This is a genomic window from Ligilactobacillus araffinosus DSM 20653 (assembly GCF_001435375.1).
Classification (GTDB): Bacteria; Bacillota; Bacilli; order Lactobacillales; family Lactobacillaceae; genus Ligilactobacillus; species Ligilactobacillus araffinosus.
The window spans coordinates 1-18,925 of record NZ_AYYZ01000020.1; the positions used below are offsets into that span (position 1 = coordinate 1).

General features: G+C 40.0%; 20 protein-coding genes and 1 other RNA gene. 5 read left to right on the top strand and 16 right to left on the bottom strand.

The features are described 5' to 3' along the window. Positions 1 to 579: 579 nt before the first annotated feature. From tsaD to FC64_RS03495, 16 genes are all read right to left on the bottom strand, one after another. Positions 580 to 1,605: a tRNA (adenosine(37)-N6)-threonylcarbamoyltransferase complex transferase subunit TsaD gene (gene tsaD / locus FC64_RS03425; protein WP_420805058.1), complete on the bottom strand. Its 1,026-nt coding sequence runs from the start codon at positions 1,603 to 1,605 to the stop codon at positions 580 to 582. Between the two features lie 2 nt (positions 1,606 to 1,607). Beyond that, a complete protein-coding gene (rimI, locus tag FC64_RS03430; protein WP_057906556.1) occupies positions 1,608 to 2,177 on the bottom strand; it encodes a ribosomal protein S18-alanine N-acetyltransferase in 570 nt (189 codons plus the stop codon). After that, the gene (gene tsaB, locus FC64_RS03435; protein ID WP_057906557.1) at positions 2,152 to 2,883 is read right to left on the bottom strand and encodes a tRNA (adenosine(37)-N6)-threonylcarbamoyltransferase complex dimerization subunit type 1 TsaB; all 732 of its coding nucleotides are present in this window, start codon (positions 2,881 to 2,883) and stop codon (positions 2,152 to 2,154) included. Before tsaB ends, rimI begins: the two co-directional genes overlap by 26 nt. Positions 2,884 to 2,953: 70 nt before the next feature. Next, positions 2,954 to 3,700 (bottom strand): acyl-[acyl-carrier-protein] thioesterase, encoded by a 747-nt coding sequence (locus FC64_RS03440; RefSeq protein WP_057906558.1) that lies wholly within the window; start codon positions 3,698 to 3,700, stop codon positions 2,954 to 2,956. Positions 3,701 to 3,725: 25 nt separating this feature from the next. Further along, entirely contained in the window at positions 3,726 to 4,610 is an 885-nt protein-coding gene (rsmI, locus tag FC64_RS03445; RefSeq protein WP_057906559.1) for a 16S rRNA (cytidine(1402)-2'-O)-methyltransferase, read from the bottom strand. Further along, the gene (locus tag FC64_RS03450) at positions 4,588 to 4,950 is read right to left on the bottom strand and encodes an initiation-control protein YabA (protein ID WP_057906573.1); all 363 of its coding nucleotides are present in this window, start codon (positions 4,948 to 4,950) and stop codon (positions 4,588 to 4,590) included. The genes rsmI and FC64_RS03450 overlap by 23 nt, the downstream gene beginning before the upstream one ends. A gap of 12 nt (positions 4,951 to 4,962) precedes the next feature. Further along, positions 4,963 to 5,961 (bottom strand): DNA polymerase III subunit delta', encoded by a 999-nt coding sequence (gene holB / locus FC64_RS03455; RefSeq protein WP_057906560.1) that lies wholly within the window; start codon positions 5,959 to 5,961, stop codon positions 4,963 to 4,965. Between the two features lie 15 nt (positions 5,962 to 5,976). Continuing rightward, complete coding sequence (locus FC64_RS03460) at positions 5,977 to 6,309, bottom strand: cyclic-di-AMP receptor (RefSeq protein WP_057906561.1); 333 nt, start codon at positions 6,307 to 6,309, stop codon at positions 5,977 to 5,979. Next, a complete protein-coding gene (gene tmk / locus FC64_RS03465; protein ID WP_057906574.1) occupies positions 6,278 to 6,952 on the bottom strand; it encodes a dTMP kinase in 675 nt (224 codons plus the stop codon). Before tmk ends, FC64_RS03460 begins: the two co-directional genes overlap by 32 nt. A gap of 186 nt (positions 6,953 to 7,138) precedes the next feature. Beyond that, positions 7,139 to 9,865 carry an SEC10/PgrA surface exclusion domain-containing protein gene (locus FC64_RS03470; protein ID WP_057906562.1) on the bottom strand — a complete coding sequence of 909 codons (2,727 nt, stop codon included), beginning with the start codon at positions 9,863 to 9,865 and terminating at the stop codon, positions 7,139 to 7,141. Positions 9,866 to 10,405: 540 nt separating this feature from the next. Beyond that, positions 10,406 to 10,663, bottom strand: a complete 258-nt coding sequence (locus tag FC64_RS03475) for a YaaL family protein (RefSeq protein WP_057906563.1) — start codon at positions 10,661 to 10,663, stop codon at positions 10,406 to 10,408. After that, a complete protein-coding gene (recR, locus tag FC64_RS03480; protein ID WP_057906564.1) occupies positions 10,663 to 11,262 on the bottom strand; it encodes a recombination mediator RecR in 600 nt (199 codons plus the stop codon). The genes FC64_RS03475 and recR overlap by 1 nt, the downstream gene beginning before the upstream one ends. A 12-nt stretch (positions 11,263 to 11,274) precedes the next feature. Then, positions 11,275 to 13,026 carry a DNA polymerase III subunit gamma/tau gene (gene dnaX / locus FC64_RS03485; protein WP_057906565.1) on the bottom strand — a complete coding sequence of 584 codons (1,752 nt, stop codon included), beginning with the start codon at positions 13,024 to 13,026 and terminating at the stop codon, positions 11,275 to 11,277. 63 nt (positions 13,027 to 13,089) lie between these two features. Beyond that, an RNA gene (ffs, locus tag FC64_RS07315) (signal recognition particle sRNA small type) lies at positions 13,090 to 13,189 on the bottom strand. Between the two features lie 46 nt (positions 13,190 to 13,235). Beyond that, on the bottom strand, positions 13,236 to 13,697 hold the full coding sequence (locus FC64_RS03490; protein WP_057906566.1) for a nucleoside deaminase: 462 nt from the start codon (positions 13,695 to 13,697) through the stop codon (positions 13,236 to 13,238). Position 13,698: 1 nt separating this feature from the next. Beyond that, positions 13,699 to 14,316, bottom strand: a complete 618-nt coding sequence (locus tag FC64_RS03495; RefSeq protein WP_057906567.1) for a class I SAM-dependent methyltransferase — start codon at positions 14,314 to 14,316, stop codon at positions 13,699 to 13,701. A 194-nt stretch (positions 14,317 to 14,510) separates the two neighbouring features. Here FC64_RS03495 and nrdH point away from each other — a divergent pair, with 194 nt between their 5' ends. Genes nrdH through FC64_RS03520 form a run of 5 tightly spaced genes read left to right on the top strand, consistent with a single transcriptional unit; the run spans position 14,511 to position 18,849 of the window. Beyond that, positions 14,511 to 14,744 (top strand): glutaredoxin-like protein NrdH, encoded by a 234-nt coding sequence (gene nrdH / locus FC64_RS03500; protein ID WP_057906568.1) that lies wholly within the window; start codon positions 14,511 to 14,513, stop codon positions 14,742 to 14,744. Positions 14,745 to 14,770: 26 nt separating this feature from the next. Continuing rightward, entirely contained in the window at positions 14,771 to 16,945 is a 2,175-nt protein-coding gene (gene nrdE, locus FC64_RS03505) for a class 1b ribonucleoside-diphosphate reductase subunit alpha (RefSeq protein WP_057906569.1), read from the top strand. A 33-nt stretch (positions 16,946 to 16,978) separates the two neighbouring features. Further along, a complete protein-coding gene (gene nrdI / locus FC64_RS03510) occupies positions 16,979 to 17,419 on the top strand; it encodes a class Ib ribonucleoside-diphosphate reductase assembly flavoprotein NrdI (RefSeq protein ID WP_057906570.1) in 441 nt (146 codons plus the stop codon). Between the two features lie 19 nt (positions 17,420 to 17,438). After that, on the top strand, positions 17,439 to 18,422 hold the full coding sequence (gene nrdF, locus FC64_RS03515) for a class 1b ribonucleoside-diphosphate reductase subunit beta (RefSeq protein WP_057906571.1): 984 nt from the start codon (positions 17,439 to 17,441) through the stop codon (positions 18,420 to 18,422). 16 nt (positions 18,423 to 18,438) lie between these two features. Next, entirely contained in the window at positions 18,439 to 18,849 is a 411-nt protein-coding gene (locus FC64_RS03520) for a hypothetical protein (RefSeq protein ID WP_202987252.1), read from the top strand. Positions 18,850 to 18,925 lie beyond the last annotated feature (76 nt).

Sequence of the window (18,925 nt, forward strand, 5' to 3'; positions counted from 1 at the left end):
AACTCAGCCCCAGATTGCCTAGCTAATAAAGTGTCCAATTTTTAGGGTTCACTTCATAAAGTCACTGATTTTTTTAATAAATTTTTTCTTCGTGTTCCAATAAAAGGTTGGCGATCGTCATGATAATAATCAATCTCAAGAAACATGCCGTTACAAACATCCATGAACTACCGTATCCAAATAAAAATGGGTCCAACGCATCAAAGAAAACTATTAATAATTACCGATAAACCAGTGCAAGCGGAATTCTGATTAATGAAAAAATTTCTGACAGGTCTCCAGCAAGCGTTTGTGAAAGCACTGTTTCGCCCGGTATAAAGCCGTAAGGATTGTAAGAAATACACGCATAATCCATGCTTTGTTCGCCATGCTGATTTGTGATGTTTTGCCTGTTCCCGTTTATTCGTTGAAGGTTCCATTTGAACTTGCTTTTTCCGTTTAATATTCGGTAACCAAATTACAAACGTGATTGCTAACGAAACAGTCGGCACAATCTCTTTTCTAAAAAAAGCCGTATCCTTTATAAGCAAATGTTTAATAAAACATCGCCGTCAGATATGGCTCTCTTACTTATTTATCCTATTCATTGATCCAATCAAATTCCAAACTTGGATCCGCATTTAAATCAAGGCCGGCCCGGACACCATGTTTGTATCCAACGTATCCGGCAGCGCCGATCATTGCAGCATTATCTCCGCATAATTTAAGCGGGGCTTTCAATAATTGGACATCTGGAAAAGCCTTTAATTCTTGATCCAGCCGTTCCCGCAATCCTTGGTTGGCGGCAACTCCGCCCGCAAGAATCAGTTGTTTAACCGGGAACTTCTTCAATGCATGGATAGTCTTTTCAGCTAAAACATCAACAACACTAGCTTCAAAACTGCAGGCCAGGTCTGCTTTATCCAGTGTTTCGCCGATCTGTTCAGCATGATGGACTGTATTAATAAAGGCACTCTTCAACCCGCTGAAGCTGAAATCAAAGTTGTCTTCCTTTTCCATTGCCCGTGGAAAATGGAAGGTATCCTTTCCTTGATGAGCTAACTCATCGATTTCTTTTCCGGCAGGATAATTGATTCCAAGAACCCGGCCAACCTTATCAAAGGCTTCACCAGCGGCATCGTCCCGGGTTTCACCAATGATTTGAAATTCATTTTCCCGTGGCAAGTAAACCAGTTCTGTATGGCCGCCTGAAACCAATAATGCCAAGGCCGGAAACTTAATTTCGTCAACAAACCGGGCTGCATAAATATGACCTGCCATATGGTTAACCGGAATCAGAGGCAAATGATGCGCAAACGCAACGGCCTTTGCTGCCATTACTCCAATCAAGAGAGACCCGACAAGTCCAGGACCATACGTTACCGCAACGGCATCAAAATCATCATAGGCTACCCCTGCCTCTTCAAGCGCATCTTTAATGCAGGTCGTAATGATTTCAATATGGTGACGGCTGGCAACTTCGGGAACCACGCCACCAAACCGTTGATGACTTTTAATTTGAGTCGCAACAATGTTTGCCAATACTTTGCAGCCATTTTCAATTACCGCAACACTGGTTTCATCACAACTCGATTCAAATGATAAAATTAAATTCCGCTTTTCCACGATTACTTCTCACCTTTAAGTAAATATCCATATTCATATGCACTTTCATCATTATCGCTAAAATAATGGTGCTTAATGCGTTCTTTCTTAAATCCTAAATCGCCATAAAATTTTTGACCTTGAAGGTTACTTTGACGAACATCTAATGATACCCGCCGGCACCGCAAATTCTGCGCTTCAGCAATTACAAACTTTAACATCTTAGTTGCAATTCCACGCTGCTGAAACCGCGGAACGATCGCAATATCCGTGATTCGTGCCTCACCATGGGCATAATTGCATGCGACATACGCAACAACCCGATCTTCAAACCGCACTAACAAAACAAGTTGGTTAGCAACATCTTGAATCTGCTTTTCAAACACAGCATAGTTAATTGGCGTTTTCCCATTATAAACCGCCCGTTCAACCGACAACATTTCCGGAATTGATGAAACGACTGCCCGACAAAAGAGGTAATCCTGATCATCAAGGGTCACAGTTTGATTTTCAAAGTCAATTTCCTTATCATTTGCTCCTTGAGAAAGCAAATGCTCTAATTTCCTTTTAAACTTTTTCAATATAATTGGCATGCCGATCCTTCTCCTCAGGGTGTTTTTCCATCCATTGTAATTCAGCTTGAGTTAACCGCCGATATTGAGGAACAAAGAAATCAATATCAACCGGATCCATTGTTCTTCCCAATCTGCCTAAAACTGCAGCTTGAGGAAGTTGAAAGTTAGCTGATGCAACCGTTGCTTGAGAGCCTAAAACTTGAGCACCCATTTCAGCAAACTCGTCCTTTTGCGGGCCAACAAGCATGATTGCCTGGTGCAAATCTTGAAGTTGAGCAAGCAGATTTTTAAAACTGATATGCTGATCTTCAATCACACTAACTAATTGACCATTTTTCCATTGGTATGCCCCCGCAAACACATTTAAGTTCCGGGCATCAAAGTATGGAACGATCACCTGATCTATATCCGGTGCAATATTGGCTGCAACAGTCTTTAAACTTGAAACCCCAACAAGTTCCTTGTTAAGGGTCGAAGCTAAAACTTTCGCCGTTGTTACCCCAATTCGAAGTCCTGTATATGACCCAGGACCTTCAGCAACAACAAACCGATCGATGTCCGCAACATCTAAGTGACTGTCTTCCAGTAATTCAGCCACGACCGGCATTAAAGTTGTACTGTGATTGCGTGAAATATTCATCGTCTTTGTTGCCAAAAGATGATCGTCATCTAAAACCGCTACGCTTAGCGGCTGATTTGACGTATCAATTGCTAATATTTTCATTTTTTTCGTCCTTATTAATTAAAATCATAAACATAATACCACATACATGAAGAATAACAACCTTCACGGCCTATTTCAGTTCTTGCCATTCAACCTTTGCGGTACAGCTGACCTTATCGCCAACCCGAATTTCATGGATCGATTCCAATCGCTCTTCATCAAAATGTGTCAAACTATCAACGACTTCGCCAGAACGAACTTCATTTTTATAAACGATGTTAAACTGTTTAACTTCATGAGTTCGTAAAAATTCTTCCGGTAATGTATCAAGCATCCAATCAAAGTAGTGAATATTATTCACGTGCTGGTTGCTGTCGATGTCCATAAAGCGAACGCGATACTTTTTCGTGATCTCAGCTTCTTCCGGTTTCAAAACCGGTGGAACTGCTAAGCGCTCAACCTTCGTCGTATAATCACCTTCATACGGACCAACGATTTCATCTTTGATCCGCGCGATCTTCCGCTTTTCCTTATCCATTAAGCAAAAAACAGTATGCATCTTAACAATTTCTTCACCCTGCTCATCTTCCATCATGAAGTCTCGGTAGCAGAAATACCGGTTATATGACTCAGCCTGGGTTGTGATCTTAATTTTTTCATGATCGACCGGAAGCCGTTTAACATCAATAATATTTTGGCTTACAATCCATCCATACCCCATTAAATCAAGCTTTTCGGTTGAAATTCCAAGCTTCGAACTTTGATCAGTTGAAACCAACATGCACAAATCAACTAAATTTCCAATATTTAACCGCCCTGTCACATTAGTTTCAAAATAAACAACTTTATGTTCTTCGGTATACTTTTTTCCTGGCACAGTGCCCACTCCTTAAAACTAACTTTTAATTCAGCCCATGATACTCGTTATAAACGTCCTGTTTCTTTAAATGATTGTTCTTTGCGACTTGCTTAATAGCGGCATTGGGTTTCATTTGGTGATCATCGATCAATTGTTGAACTTGGTCTTTCAGTGACCCGCTAACCTTTTTGGGTTGGGTTTCTTCCGGATGCGCATTTCCTTCAACAATCAAGACAAATTCGCCGCGGACTTCTTCTTGATTACTCCATGCAACTGCATCGGCAAGTGTTCCGCGCAAATACTCTTCATACCGTTTTGTCAGTTCCCGGCACAAAACGATTTTCCGCTCTTTACCAAAAACGGTCATCAAGTTTTTCAACGTTTTATTCAAGCGATGTGGAGCTTCATAAAAAATCATCGTTACTGTTTGCAAATTTAATTTTTCAAGAGTTTCCACCTGCTCCGTCTTTTTCCGCGGTAAAAAGCCGTAGAACAAAAATGGTTGGGGAACAAGGCCTGAGGCGATCAAAGCCGTCAATGACGCACTTGGTCCAGGAAGTGCAATCACCCGGATTTCTTCGGCTGCGCATGCTTCAACTAATTCATGTCCCGGATCACTGATCGACGGCATCCCCGCATCACTGACCTGAGCAATATTTTTACCACCTTTCAGCATCGCAATCAATTCAGGAATTCGTTCCTGAGTATTAAACTTATGAAAACTGATCTGTTTTGTATGGATATCAAAGTGATTTAATAATTTTTGAGTATTCCGCGTATCTTCAGCAGCGATAAAATCTACTTGCTTTAACGTTTCAACTGCGCGGGGCGTCATATCGTTTAAATTTCCAATTGGAGTTGGAACTAAATAAAGTGCTCCAACTTGCGAATCGACATTTTGAAAACTACTTACCTTTTGAATCGCCATCGATTTCTCTCCACTTTTCTCCGTAAATTATATCCTGGCAAAAAATACACTCATCATCTGTCCGACGTGAGCCAAAATATTGGGTACATACATGGAATCCTTCATGATAAAGGTTTTCCAAGTTTTGCCGCGACCGGGAAAGACCGCTGTTTTTCTTTGTTTTCTTATTATTTTCAAGTTCAGCAAGCCGCTCACGCAAATGCGTATTTTCAACTTCAAGCTGGTTGTTCTTTTCAATGATCTGCGTCATTTGGTTCCGCATTAATGAAAGGGTCGCTGCCATTTCATTTGCTTGAGCTTCCATCGTTTCAAAACTATCGTATAATTCTCCTTTATCCATTCCTATCATATCCTATCTTTTGTGGTAGCAGCGGCATAACCGCAATGTTAATCCTTCTAATACATTTTGATATGAAACGTTAACTGCCAGTTGGTTCCAGCAATTCATCACCAATTCAACACCTTTAGTCAGCTGTGAAGCAGGAATCTGAGCAGCCGCCTGAGCAAGCATCTTCTTTTCAGTAATAAATGCAACTTCGGCATCCTGATGATACCGCAATAAAATCAAATCACGGCAAATCATGACCATCAACTCTAAAAGGCGTTCCTGGGCAGGCCGCTCATCAACCAGCGGCATCAACCGGGTCTGAATATAGACAAATGCCCGCCAGTCATCCGCTAAAATCGCCTTCATCCAATTCACTACTTCAGCAAGCAATTTCTGAAACTGTTCATCGGTTCCTAAAGCTACCAACTCATCAAGGTCAGCGTTTAAATTCACCAAAACAGATGCAACCGCCTTGTCGATCCCAGCATCCATAAGCCTTTTCAGTTGAGTTTCCCGGTTTAAGCTCGCCATTTCAACGACCTGGCACCGCGAAACGATCGTCGGTAAAATCTGATTAGCATGACTTGAAAGGAGAAACGCTGTAATGCTGCCATTAGGTTCCTCGATGAATTTCAGCAAGCTATTGGCTGCACTCGTTGTCATCTTTTCAACATCCTGAATGATGAAAACTTTCCGGTTACCTTCCAAACCGCTTTTAGAAAACTCAGATTTTAAGTACCGGACTTGATCGACCTTGATCGATCGTCCTTCAGGAATGATTCGCACCACGTCAGGATGTTCATTTGCAGCAATCCGCCGACATTCCGAGCATTTTAAGCACGGTGTTCCATCCGCGTTGCGCTGATTACAGAAAATTCCCTGAGCGATCCAAACTGCAAGACTAAGCTTTCCCGTTCCAGATGCTCCGCTTAATAAATACGCGTGCGCAAGGCGTTTTTCATTTATCAATTTCGCAAAATGCTGCGTTAATTGTGGTTGAATTGCTGTGATCTCTTGCTCCATGATTCCTCCATCAAATCAATACTGTTCAAATTGAGCAACATCGAGGACAAAAACCGTTGCACCGCCTATATTGACTTGGCGCGGATAATTATTATGCAATCCTTCAACATGCGTATCGACTCCAACTGGCGGGGTAATAAATTTCCGCCGTTTCTTCGATACATGCTTTATAATTTCGAGCACCTCATCGACCCGCTGATCATCAATTCCAATCAAAAAAGTTGAGTTTCCTGATCGCAAAAAGCTTCCGCTTGATGCAAGTTTCGTCGCCCGCACATCATGCTCAATGAACTGATTGCTTAATTGGTCGCTATCTTTATCTTGAACAATTGCGATTACTAATTTCATTCATACTCCTTATCTTTAAAAACTGCTTCAAAATTGCAAGCACATCGTCAGTTACCTTCTCAATTGACTGACTGGCATCAATAACCTTTATGCGTTGCGGATTATCTTGAGCAAGTTTCAAATATCCCTGATGCACTCGGCGATAAAAATCAAGCTGATCTTTATCCAGCCGGTTAACTTCATCTTGCCGATTATTTTGAATCCGATTTAATCCAACTTCCGGATCGATTTCAAAATACAACGTCAAGTCCGGCGTCAAACCGTTCGTCGCAAATTCATTGATTTTTGCTACGGCGTCCATTCCGATTTCACGCCCAGCTCCTTGATATACCAGTGAACTATCTACAAAACGGTCACTCATGATGATTTTACCAGCTTTTAAGGCTGGCAAAACATTTTCAGCCAGGTGTTGCCGCCGAGCAGCCGCAAACAATAGTGCTTCCGTTCGGGCATCCATTTCGGTATATTTTTCGCTCAAAATAATCTTCCGAATTGCCTCCGCAATCCGATTGCCGCCGGGCTCGCGACTATACATAAAGCGGTCAGCGTCCGACGACTGTTCAAAGGCTTTAATTACATTTCGAATGACGGTTGTTTTTCCTGATCCGTCAAGCCCTTCAAATGTAATAAACTTTCCACTCAATGCCAACAACTCTCTTCAATATTAATACTTTAATTGTACTTTAATTTAGAAGAATTCTCCAATAGATTTGTTAAATTGTCTTTTTATTTTTTCCAATCAAAAAGCACACAAAAACACCCTGCAAGCTTTTACTTGCAAGGTGTTTTTACCTAACAATTACCTTAAAATATCCCCCTGATTCTCTAATTAGTTACGCCGTTTCCGATCGGCTAATCCAAGGGCTGATAAGATTCCGGCAGCAGCAAGTGAAATTTCACCCCAAAGGGTTGACTTAGTATTTGCATTTTCACCTGTTTGTGGCATTGCGTTCTTCTTAGCTGCTGGTTCAATGGCAGCTTCCTTAACAACTGGAGCTTCTGTTGTGAATGTGATCATATCGTTGTTATTAACTGTCTTTTCAGCGCTCTTTACAGCTTCAACATTGTCTGCATAAACTACATTGGCGTTGTTTTCTTTAGCAGCTGCGTTCTTTGCAGGTGTTACGGTTGTTGAAACGTATGCTGGTTCGCTCTTCTTGTTTTCTACTGCTGATGACTTAACAGTTTGATTATTATTTGTTGTTACGGTTGTGTTCTTGTTTGTATTCGTTGTTGAACTTGGCTTGGTTGATGGATGCAATGGAACCGTGTTACCCATATCTGCTGTCGATGATGGGTGTTGATTCTTAATCCATTCAACTTTAGTTGTTGTCGTTGTCTTTTCTTCGTTCTTCAATTCTGTTTCAAGTTGATTTAACTTGTTTAAAGCATCGCTGTATTCTTTTTGTGCCTTAGCAAGTGCGTCACGATCATTGTTTTCTTGCTTTTGAGCATCGTTCAAGGCCTTAATTGCATTAGTGTAATCTGTTTCAGCTTGAGCAAGTTTAGCTTCGGCATCCTTCAATGCTGATTGATTCTTTTGATATTCAGCAGCTTGATTTTGCAAGTTGGTTAATTCAGCTTCATCCTTAGCTAATTGCTTGTTCAAGTCGTTCAACTTGTTTTGAGCATTTGTTAATGCTGTGTTTGCATTATCTAAGTTTGACTTAGCTGTTACAGCATCCTTTTTAGCAGCTGTTAAACTATTTTCTGCTTCTTCAGCAACTGACTTGTCTTGAGCTAAACTCTTTTGTGCATCAGCAATAGCTTGCTTGTCGTGTTGCAAACCGTCTTGGTACATTTTCAAAATATTTTGATCATTCTTCAACAGTAACTGGTCACTTTGCAATTGATTTTCCAAAGCGGTTGGTGTGTCCTGTTTGATTTGGTTTTGATCGTTAGTAATATCTTGCTTATCGGTATTAACTTTTGCTTGGTCTGCATTGACCTTATTTTGTTGTTGTGTTAACTGACTTCTAAGTTGGGTAACTTGTTGTTGTAAAGCTGAAGTATTAGGCATTGAAATCTTATTACCTGGATTATCCATACTAAAAATTGCCTCTGCATGCATGACAAAAGGCAATTCGCTACCTTCTGCATCCTTATTAAAGGAAAAACCAATATACTTTGTTGCAGGAATTACAAGAACATTAGCATGTCCCCATCCGCTATCTAAATCATCCGAAATCCATCCTGCAATTCCATCAAAAACTTGATGTTTCAATTGATTCATTGTTACACTTGACATAACTTCTGACGATGACCAACTTTGATAAAGATCTTCCAAAGAACTAACATTACCATCTTCAGCTTGAACCTCTTTAATGCCATCACTATCGTGATGATGGACTGCTGCATTCCAATTATCAGCTATATATTGTTTAGCCACATCTTCAGCAAACTTCATTGAATTAGTAGTTAACTGAACTGGTGCTACACCTAGTTGTGCTCTGATTGAATTAACAATTGCAGTTGCATATTCGTTTATTTCTTCAAACTGTTGAGGAGAAAGATCGTACGCATTGACCTCATAATTATCATTGGGATTATCTACCCATTGGTTTTCGAGGCCTTTAAGCCACCCTTCTTCTTCTGCTATACTTACATTACCAAATGTTTGACTCGGCGTTTGATTAAGTGAATCGTTAGCATTTACCAAATTCTTTAAATGGCTAAGTAAAGTACTATCAATTGTCATTGTTGGAGCAACATCATTCCCCATCTGACTCTTAATATCGTCCAACTTCTTCTTTGTATCATTAGCCACATTTTGATCGTTAGTCAATGTTTGTTGGTCATTTTCCAAATTCTTTTGATCCTCAGCCAACTTCTTTTGGTCATCTTGAAGCTTTGCACTGCTTTGAGCGATCTTATCTTGGTCATCCTTGATTTTTTGTTGATCATTGTTTACAACTGTTTGTTGATTATTAATGCGATCTTGATCATCTTTAATTGTTTGTTGACCTTTGTTGATGGTATTTTCATCATCAGCCACTTTCTTTTGTGCACTATCATTCTTAGCTTGTGCATCATTTACCTTGCTTTGTGCTTGATCATATGTATTTTGAGCACTTGACTGGTTTTGCTTTGCTTGATCAACTACTGATTGTTGACTTGAAACGGCACTCTTGTCAGCATTCACTTTACTTTGAGCTGCTTTTTGCGCACTTTGATTGTTTTGAATTTCACTTGCTGATGGTTGATTCTTCTTAGCATCATCAACCGCTTTTTGTGCATCCGCTACATCCGCTTTCTTTTGGTCAGCTGTGCTTTGAGCCTTTGCTGTACTTTGTGAATCTTGATTAACTTTTGATTGGGCATTATCCATGTTTGCCTTGTCTTGGTTAACTACTGATTGCTGACTTGAAACTTCCTGTTTTGTCTTATCAATTTGTTGTTGTGTTGCTTCTGTCTTGGTTGTTGTTGTCGTGATTTTCGTTTCATCACCGACCTGTTCCTTCGTTACTTTAACAGAATCTGCATGAACACTTGCAACGCCTGCAGCTAATGTTGCCGCACCAACTGCAACTGTTGTAATAATCTTTTTCTTATCCATAAATAACACCTTTTCCTTAATTTTTTTATTTTAATATTTTACTCTTACATTGTATTAATTTATCTTCATAAAATCAATATTTTTTCTTTAAAATATATCATTTTATTCTTATTTAAATCATCGTTTTAACATTTTTGATCACTTTTTAAAATTATGTTCTAAAAAACATCCATTTCAAGCAATTACAATTTAACTTTATTTATCAATCTTACCAAAAAAATTTACCCAATGTTAATAGATCCATTTTGCAATATAAACTACTAATTACGCCCGAAACAGCCCCAAGTAAACTTACTTTTGGATACTCCAATTTTCTTATTCGATTATAGTGAAAAGTTTTTCCGGAAATAAAATTAAATGCATTCTTAACTAAACACTTTAATTATCCACAAATGATGAATACAATATCCACTTAGTCACATCCTTAAGAATCAGCTACTTATAAATAGAAGAATAACTACCAAAATAAATACAAACAATTAATCGTTTTCCTTATCATCTGTAAAAAATAAGCCTGCGATTTTCATCGCAAGCTTATTTTTATCGTACGATCACTGATTCTTGGATCTTCGCCTTGACTTTTCGATGCTTAGCTTCTCGAAAAAGAAATTCAAATTTTGCCCGAGCAATTTGTTCATTAACTAGCAATTCTTCCGTTGACATAGTCGCTAACAAATCGTCATTGTGTCGAATGTTATTGAATTCATCCTTTGCCAACTCGATATCAGCTAATAATTTTCGATCATATTGTTTTTTCAATGTTGCTTGATTGCGTTTTTTTCTTCCAAATCCAAACATTACAATTCTGTCCGCCCTTCAATCGCCTTAAATAAGGTCATTTCATCTGCATATTCAATATCACTACCGACTGATAATCCATGAGCAAGCCGAGTAACTTTTACGCCAGCGGGCTTGAGCAACCGGGCAATATATGTTGCAGTTGCTTCCCCTTCCGGAGTTGCATTAGTGGCTAAAATCACTTCTTTAATTTGGTCATTTTGCTGCAGGCGCTTAATCAAGCCCGTAATATTGATATCTTCCGGCCCTTTCCCTTCGATTGGTGATAAAACGCCGTGCAAAACGTGGTACAAGCCATGATATTCACGCATCTTTTCAAGAGCCATCACATCTTTGGGTTGTTCAACAACAATTACCTGACTTTGATCCCGTGATTTATCGACACAGATCACACATGGGTCGCTTTCAGTGATGTTACCGCAAATACTACAAAAATGCAGATCTTTCTTCGCCGAAACAAGCGCCTTGGCAAAACTTTCCACATCTTTTTCATCCATATCAAGGGTAAAAAATGCAAGCCGAGTTGCCGTTTTGCTGCCAATTCCTGGCAGCTTTGTATAACTATCAATTAATTTTGCAATTGGTTCTGGATACTGCATTTAATCACCTCGTTAATCTTCTTTAACTTGAACTGCTTCTTTTCCAAATAATTTTTGAGCTTCTGCAACGATCGGAGGTTGAGCTGGTTCTTCGATTTGCGGATCAGCCATATTATCTTCTGCTTGAGCGGCCGGTTGCGCATTTACCTTCCCGCCTTTCCGTTTTGCAAGGTAATCTTTGCGAATCTTCAACCATTGCTCGTTTGGTAAGAAAAGCAAACTTAAATTCTGATCCACAAGCCGACTTAATCCGTTAGTTAATGCGTCTTGAAGTTCACGGTCATCAATGGCTTTTTGACAAAGATACGGATATTCAAAACCAATCACGACTCCCTCAGAACTTGCAGCCACCGGTTTGCTGACACTCATAATTGCCCGTTGCGGAACCGTCAGCATACTGATCAAGTCGCCCCAAACTTGTTGAAAACGATTCAGATCTGGCCGGGTCGCATTTCCTAAAACTTCGTTAACCTTTTCATAGTTGACTTTCACTTCTTTAATCTTCGTTTGGTTTGTTGAAACTGCTTGGCGCCGGACAGGCCGGGCTGCTTGCGGTTGCGTCTGTTGTAAACTATTGATTTGATCTTGAAGTTGTTGAATCCGATTCATTAGCCGGTCAATCTGGGCTTGGTCCGCACTAATTGCTGGTTGAGAATTTGCCTGAGAAACTTGCAGTTGATTTTTTAACTGACTCAACTTAACCGTCAAAACTTCCAAGTAAACCGTTGGATGCGACGTATACCGCATATTTTCCTGCTGTTCATTCAAGATATTAATCATTTGATAAACAGTTTCTGGTTTAACTTCTTGCGCAAACTTCTTAAAGTTTTCATCTAACATTCCCAGTTCAGTTTCCTCAAGCATTGCAGGGGATTGTTGATAAAGCAATAAATCGCGGCAATATTCAACCAAGTCTTCCACAATTCGGGAAGCATCTTTGCCATCTTGAACCAGCTTGTGAATCATTTCCAATGCTTCCGGTGTTTTTTGATTCACAACCGCCTGTAAATAATTCAAAAGATCCATTTTTGTTACACTGCCCGTTACCAACAATGCATTATCTAACGTAACGTTATTTTCGCCAAACGAAATGACTTGGTCAAGAATGCTCAATGCATCTCGCATCCCACCTTCTGCAGCTTTCGCAATTACCTTCAACGCCGCATCCTCATACTGGATATCCTTTTGTTTTAAAATGTATTCCATCCGTTTCAGGATCGTAGATGACGTAATACGTTTAAAGTCAAACCGCTGCGTTCGTGAAATGATTGTTGCCGGAATTTTGTGCGGTTCCGTGGTTGCCAAAATAAACACAACATTTGCTGGCGGTTCTTCTAACGTTTTCAACAGAGCGTTGAACGCTCCTGTGGATAACATATGAACTTCATCGATGATGTAGACCTTATAATCGGCCTGAGTTGGAGCATATTTAACCTTATCACGGATATCACGAATTTCTTCAACCCCATTATTTGAGGCCGCATCGATTTCAAGCACATCATTCAAACTGCCGTTCGTGATGGCCTTGCAAATTTCGCATTCATTGCATGGTTCGCCGTTTTCTTGATGGTGACAGTTAATCGCTTTCGCAAAAATCTTCGCTGTCGACGTTTTTCCGGTTCCCCGAGGCCCAGTAAACAAATATGCATGGGACGTTTGATTCGTCATCACTGCGTTACGAAGAGTTTTAGTGATCATTTCCTGCCCCACAACATCTTCAAAACGTTGTGGCCGCCATGTTCGATACAAAGCTTGATATGCCATGAAAGGTTCCTCCTATCAGTAAATTTCTAAAAAAAATCTCCCGATCTCTAAGACCGAGAGTTTAATTTCATATCAACTTAAGACACATACCGAACAGAACTTAGTGCTGCTTCCTTCCGGACCTGACACGATTCGTTAAGACGATATTGCCTTAAGGCCTTACGGCAATTAATATGATACCGTAACTCCACTAAAAATTCCAGTCTTTTTTATGATTTTTTTCGCGCCTGTGCAAAAAACGATTTTAATAGTTTCAAACTCTCTTCCTGCAACAATCCTTTGTGGATAATTGCCTGATGATTCAGCCGCGGATCATTCAGCAAATTGTCAAGCGTTCCGGCCATTCCCGCCTTTTCATCTGCCGCGGCATAATAAACTTCCGGAATGCGAGCGTTTAAAATCGCTCCCGTACACATTGGGCATGGTTCTAAAGTGACATATAAGGTACAGTTTTCAAGCCGCCAGCTTTGAAGTGCTTGATTAGCCATTTGAATTGCCCTGATTTCCGCGTGATCAGTCGCCAGCTTTGAATGCTCGCGGTAATTAGATCCCCGGCCGATAATTTGATCGTCCTTCACGATCACGCAACCAATCGGAATCTCACCAATTACCGCTGCTTGCTGTGCTTCTTGAAGCGCAGCTTGCATAAATTGCTCATGCTTTTCTTCCATATTATGATTCCTTTTGACTTTGCAAGATTTGATAGCCTTTGTTGCGGGCAATCATCTGGCAGTTACCGAAAACTTCTTCCATTTTCTTTTTAGCAGATGGAGCACCCTGCTTCTTTTGAATCACAACTGTTAACGTTCCACCAACTTGAAGGTGATCAAATGCCCCTTCAAGAATTTGGTGAACGATTTTCTTGCCCGCCCGAATCGGTGGGTTAGAAACAATTGCTTGATAATCTTTCTTATTCACCTGTGCATAAACGTTGGATGCAAAGATGTCCACGTTGGTGATTGCATTTAGCTCGGCGTTTTCTTTGGCTAGGTCAAGTGCCAAATGGTTCACATCGACCATTTCAACTGTTAATTGGGGATAACGCTTCGCAAGTGCCAATCCAATTGGTCCATATCCACAACCAACATCGAGAACTGTTCCTTGAAGATTTTCAAACATTCCCGTTGCTTCCAATGCGTCCAATAATGTCCGGGAACCAAAATCAACCGTTCGTTTCGAAAAAACCCCATTATCAGTTACAAAGCAAAATTCATTTCCTAATAGATTAAAATTCCATCGCCGTTCCTGATGCTCAACATCTGGGTGTTCTGAATAGTAATAATTTGTCAAAATATTCCGTCCTTTCTCTTCGTTTTTATGATACGAATTTTTAAAATTAAAAGCAAACCCTTTAATGACGCGGTTCTCTCACACCTACCATATATATGATTGTAAAATTGTTGAGCAACTACATATTGTATTATTTTCTCAAAAGTGTATACTTACATCACGTACACGAGATTAACGGAAAGAGAGAAATTTAAATGAATTTAGTTTTATATACAAAGAATAACTGCATCCAATGCAAAATGACTAAACGCTTCTTAGAACAAAATAATATTGCTTTTGAAGAACACAACATCTCAGACGAACCTGAATATGTTAATTACTTAAAAGAAAAAGGATTTCAAAGTGTTCCCGTCCTTGAAAATAATTCAGAACCAATCATTAATGGCTTCCGGCCAGACCAATTAAAGGAACTTGTTGCTGCTAATTAAACCTTCACAGAAAGCAGGCGATCATCTTGGGAATTAAAGACATCGATATCAGCAATGTAACCTACTATGATTTAAATAACCAAATCAACATTCCCGTGGATAATAAAATTCCGTTGGAAAAAGACAAGGAAGCTTTGCAAGCCTTCCTTAAAGAAAATATTGAACCAAACACCAAACGCTTTTCTTCATTAGAAGAACGTTTTAAATTTCTCATCGAAAAGGACTACATCGAAAAGGAATTTGTTGAAAAATATGATTTTGAGTTTATCAAAAAGTTATATGCCTACCTTAAAGACCAGCATTTCGAATTCCAATCATTCATGGCAGCTTACAAATTCTTCAATCAATATGCTTTAAAAACAAATGATGGTAACTATTACCTCGAAACTTACGAAGATAAAATTGCAATGAACGCCCTTTACATGGCAAACGGCGATGAAGACCTTGCAATGAGTCTTGCAGATGAATTGATCCATCAACGATATCAACCAGCAACCCCAACTTTCTTGAATGTCGGGCGGAAACGCCGCGGTGAATTCGTCTCTTGCTTCTTGCTGCAACCAACCGATGATATGAATTCAATTGGGCGGTGCATTAACTCTGCGTTGCAACTTTCAAAAATCGGTGGCGGGGTTGGAATTACCTTAAATAACCTTCGTAGCGCTGGAGCTCCAATTAAGGGAATCGAAAATGCAGCCTCCGGGGTGGTCCCAGTAATGAAACTCTTAGAAGACAGTTTTTCGTATTCAAATCAACTCGGTCAACGGCAAGGCGCCGGCGTTGTTTACTTAAGTGTCTTTCACCCTGACATCATCGAATTTTTAGCAACTAAACGCGAAAATGCCGATGAAAAGGTTCGGATGAAGACTCTCTCCCTTGGAGTAATCGTTCCCGATAAGTTTTATGAATTAGTTCAACAAGATGCTGACATGTACTTATTTGAACCATACGACGTTGAAAAGGAATATGGCGTTCCGTTCTCATACGTTGACATTACCAAGGAATATGACAACTTAGTCAATAATCCAAAAATTCATAAAAAGAAGATCAAGGCCCGGGAACTTGAAGAAGAAATCAGTAAACTTCAACAAGAATCCGGCTATCCGTACATTGTTAATATCGATACCATGAACCGCACTAATCCAGTTGACGGTAAGATCATCATGAGTAATCTTTGCTCGGAAATCGCTCAAATTCAACGGCCATCTAAGATCAATGACCTTCAAGAATACGAAGTCCTAGGATCAGATATTAGTTGTAATTTAGGATCGACTAACATCGTAAACCTGATGGCATCGCCTGATTTTGGTAAGTCCGTTGAAACCATGATGCGGGCCCTAACATTTGTTTCTGACCAAGGAAATGCCAAGGTTGTACCTTCAATTTATGAAGGTAACAAGTTAAGCCACTCAGTTGGATTGGGGGCAATGGGCTTGCACGCTTTCTTAGCCAAGAATCACATTCAATACGGTTCGCCGGAATCAATTGAATTCACCAATGTTTACTTCATGTTATTGAATTACTGGACGTTAGTTGCTTCAAATAAGATTGCTCGCGAACGGCAGGAAACATTCTTTGAATTTGAAAAGAGTGCCTATGCCGACGGATCTTACTTTGACAAGTACATTAACCAAGATTGGGGGCCAACAAGCGATCGCGTTAAGGAATTATTCGCTGGTATTTTTATTCCAACTAAAGCAGATTGGGCACAATTAAAAGACAACGTCATGCGTGATGGTTTGTATAACGCCTATCGAATGGCAGTTGCTCCAACCGGCTCAATTTCATACGTTGGGAATACAACTGCTTCCCTTCAACCAATCATTCAAAAAGTTGAAGAACGGCAAGAAGGTAAAATTGGAAAGGTCTACTATCCCGCTGCTTACCTTTCAACTGATACAATGCCGTATTATAAGTCTGCCTATGACTTAGACATGCGGAAGATGATCGATGTCTATGCCGCAGCCCAAGAACACGTTGACCAGTCGATTTCAATCACCTTGTACTTCAAGTCAACAATTGCTGAAGGCCTGTACCCATGGAAGAACGGTCGGACAGATAAGATGACGACGCGTGACCTGTCAATCATCCGGAACTACGCATGGCATAAGGGAATTAAGAGTTTATACTACGTCAGAACATACACTGATGACGGCTCAGAAGCATTCAGTGTTAACGAATGTGAAAGCTGCTCAATTTAACATTCTTTTTAGGGGAAGAAAGGAATTTATTTTATGAAAATCAACATTTTATTTACCTCAATTGAAGGCAACACACAGGCATTTATTGAAAAGTTAAAAGACTATGCTGAAGCTCATCGGCCGGACGACACGATCAATGCAAAGGAAATCAGTGAAGCCGCCCCATTTGATAATGAAACTGAAGATTATTTTGTTTTCGTTCCGACCTATCTTGATGGCGGCAACGGAATTGATAATGGTGTGAAGGAATTAATGACCAATGCATTAGGGGAATACATTGATTATGGCGATAATGCCGCTCACTGTTTAGGAGTTATTGGTTCAGGGAACCGCAACTTTAATCAACAATTTTGTTTAACTGCCCGGCGGTATGCACAACAATTCAATGTTCCGTTCCTTGATACATATGAATTACGGGGGACCAGTGAAGATGTAAAACGCATCTATCAAACAATGCTTGACGTTTTAGCATAGGAAAGTGAGGAAATTTCTGATGAGCAATAATTATAAAGCAATCAACTGGAATAAGATCGATGACGCAATTGATAAAGCAACATGGGAAAAGTTAACGGAACAATTTTGGCTCGACACCCGGATTCCGGTTTCAAACGACTTAAAAGATTGGCATCAGCTCGATGACGATCACAAATACCTTGTTGGCCATGTTTTTGGTGGTTTGACCTTGCTTGATACCGTTCAGTCGCAAGACGGAATGGCATCATTAAGACGGCACGTTCGCACGCAACATGAAACGGCGGTTTTGAATAACATTCAATTCATGGAATCAGTGCACGCCAAAAGTTACTCAACGATTTTTTCAACGTTGAATACTCCGGACGAAATTGACGAAATCTTCCAATGGAGTGATTCTGAAGAATTTCTTCAAAATAAAGCAAAGTGGATCAGCGATATTTATAACGATACGGCTGAAGACCCATTGAAGCAAAAGGTCGCCAATGTTTTCCTTGAAACCTGTCTTTTCTATTCAGGATTCTATACGCCCCTTTACTACTTGGGCCACAACCAATTACCTAACACTGCTGAAATTATCAAGTTGATCTTGCGGGATGAATCTGTTCACGGAACATACATTGGCTACAAGTTCCAACTTGGATTAAAGGAACGCGGCGAAAATGAACAACAGCAAATGAAAGATTGGTTGTATGACTTCTTGATGAAACTTTACGAAAACGAAGAAAAATACACCCACCTTCTTTACGATCCAGTTGGTTGGACGGAAAATGTATTGACCTTTGTCCGTTACAACGCAAATAAGGCATTAATGAATCTGGGACAAGACCCACTCTTCCCTGATACAGCCGAAGACGTTGAACCAACCGTTATCAACGGAATTTCAACAACCACCTCAAACCATGATTTCTTCTCCCAGGTCGGCAATGGCTATCGTCTTGGGGAAGTTGAAGCCATGACCAATGAAGATTATGAAAAATGGGCAAATGACGACCCTGAAAAATAAAAGCGAGGAATATTTTATGCAATCAAAGGAAGTTACAACGTTTCATAATATTATGCGGTTTAAAAAAGAAAATGCCTCCACAGGACTGATCGATATTGATCACCTGTACATCGACCTTTCAAATGAAAATCAAAACGAATGTTTCATTCAAAATACAGCAAAACAGATTCTTAAAAATCATTTGTGGTATACCGGCGTCCGGTTTAAGCTTAAAGGTAAACAGCATGTTCGTGATTTTGTGATCGATCACTACCCGCAAATTGCACATGCCATCCAACAACTTGACCCGCTTGTTGTTGCCAAAAATGAACAGGAAACTGACCAAACTTCAACTCAACTCTCTAAATGGCTTAAAGTCAATGATTTTCTAGCTGTTCAACTTGCTCGGGTCAAGGTTGAGGACGTCGAAAAACCGTTTATTAAGTAAAAATAAAAGCGTTAATTAGGAAAAATGAAGTGAACCCTAAAAATTGGACACTTTATTAGCTAGGCAACCTGGGGCT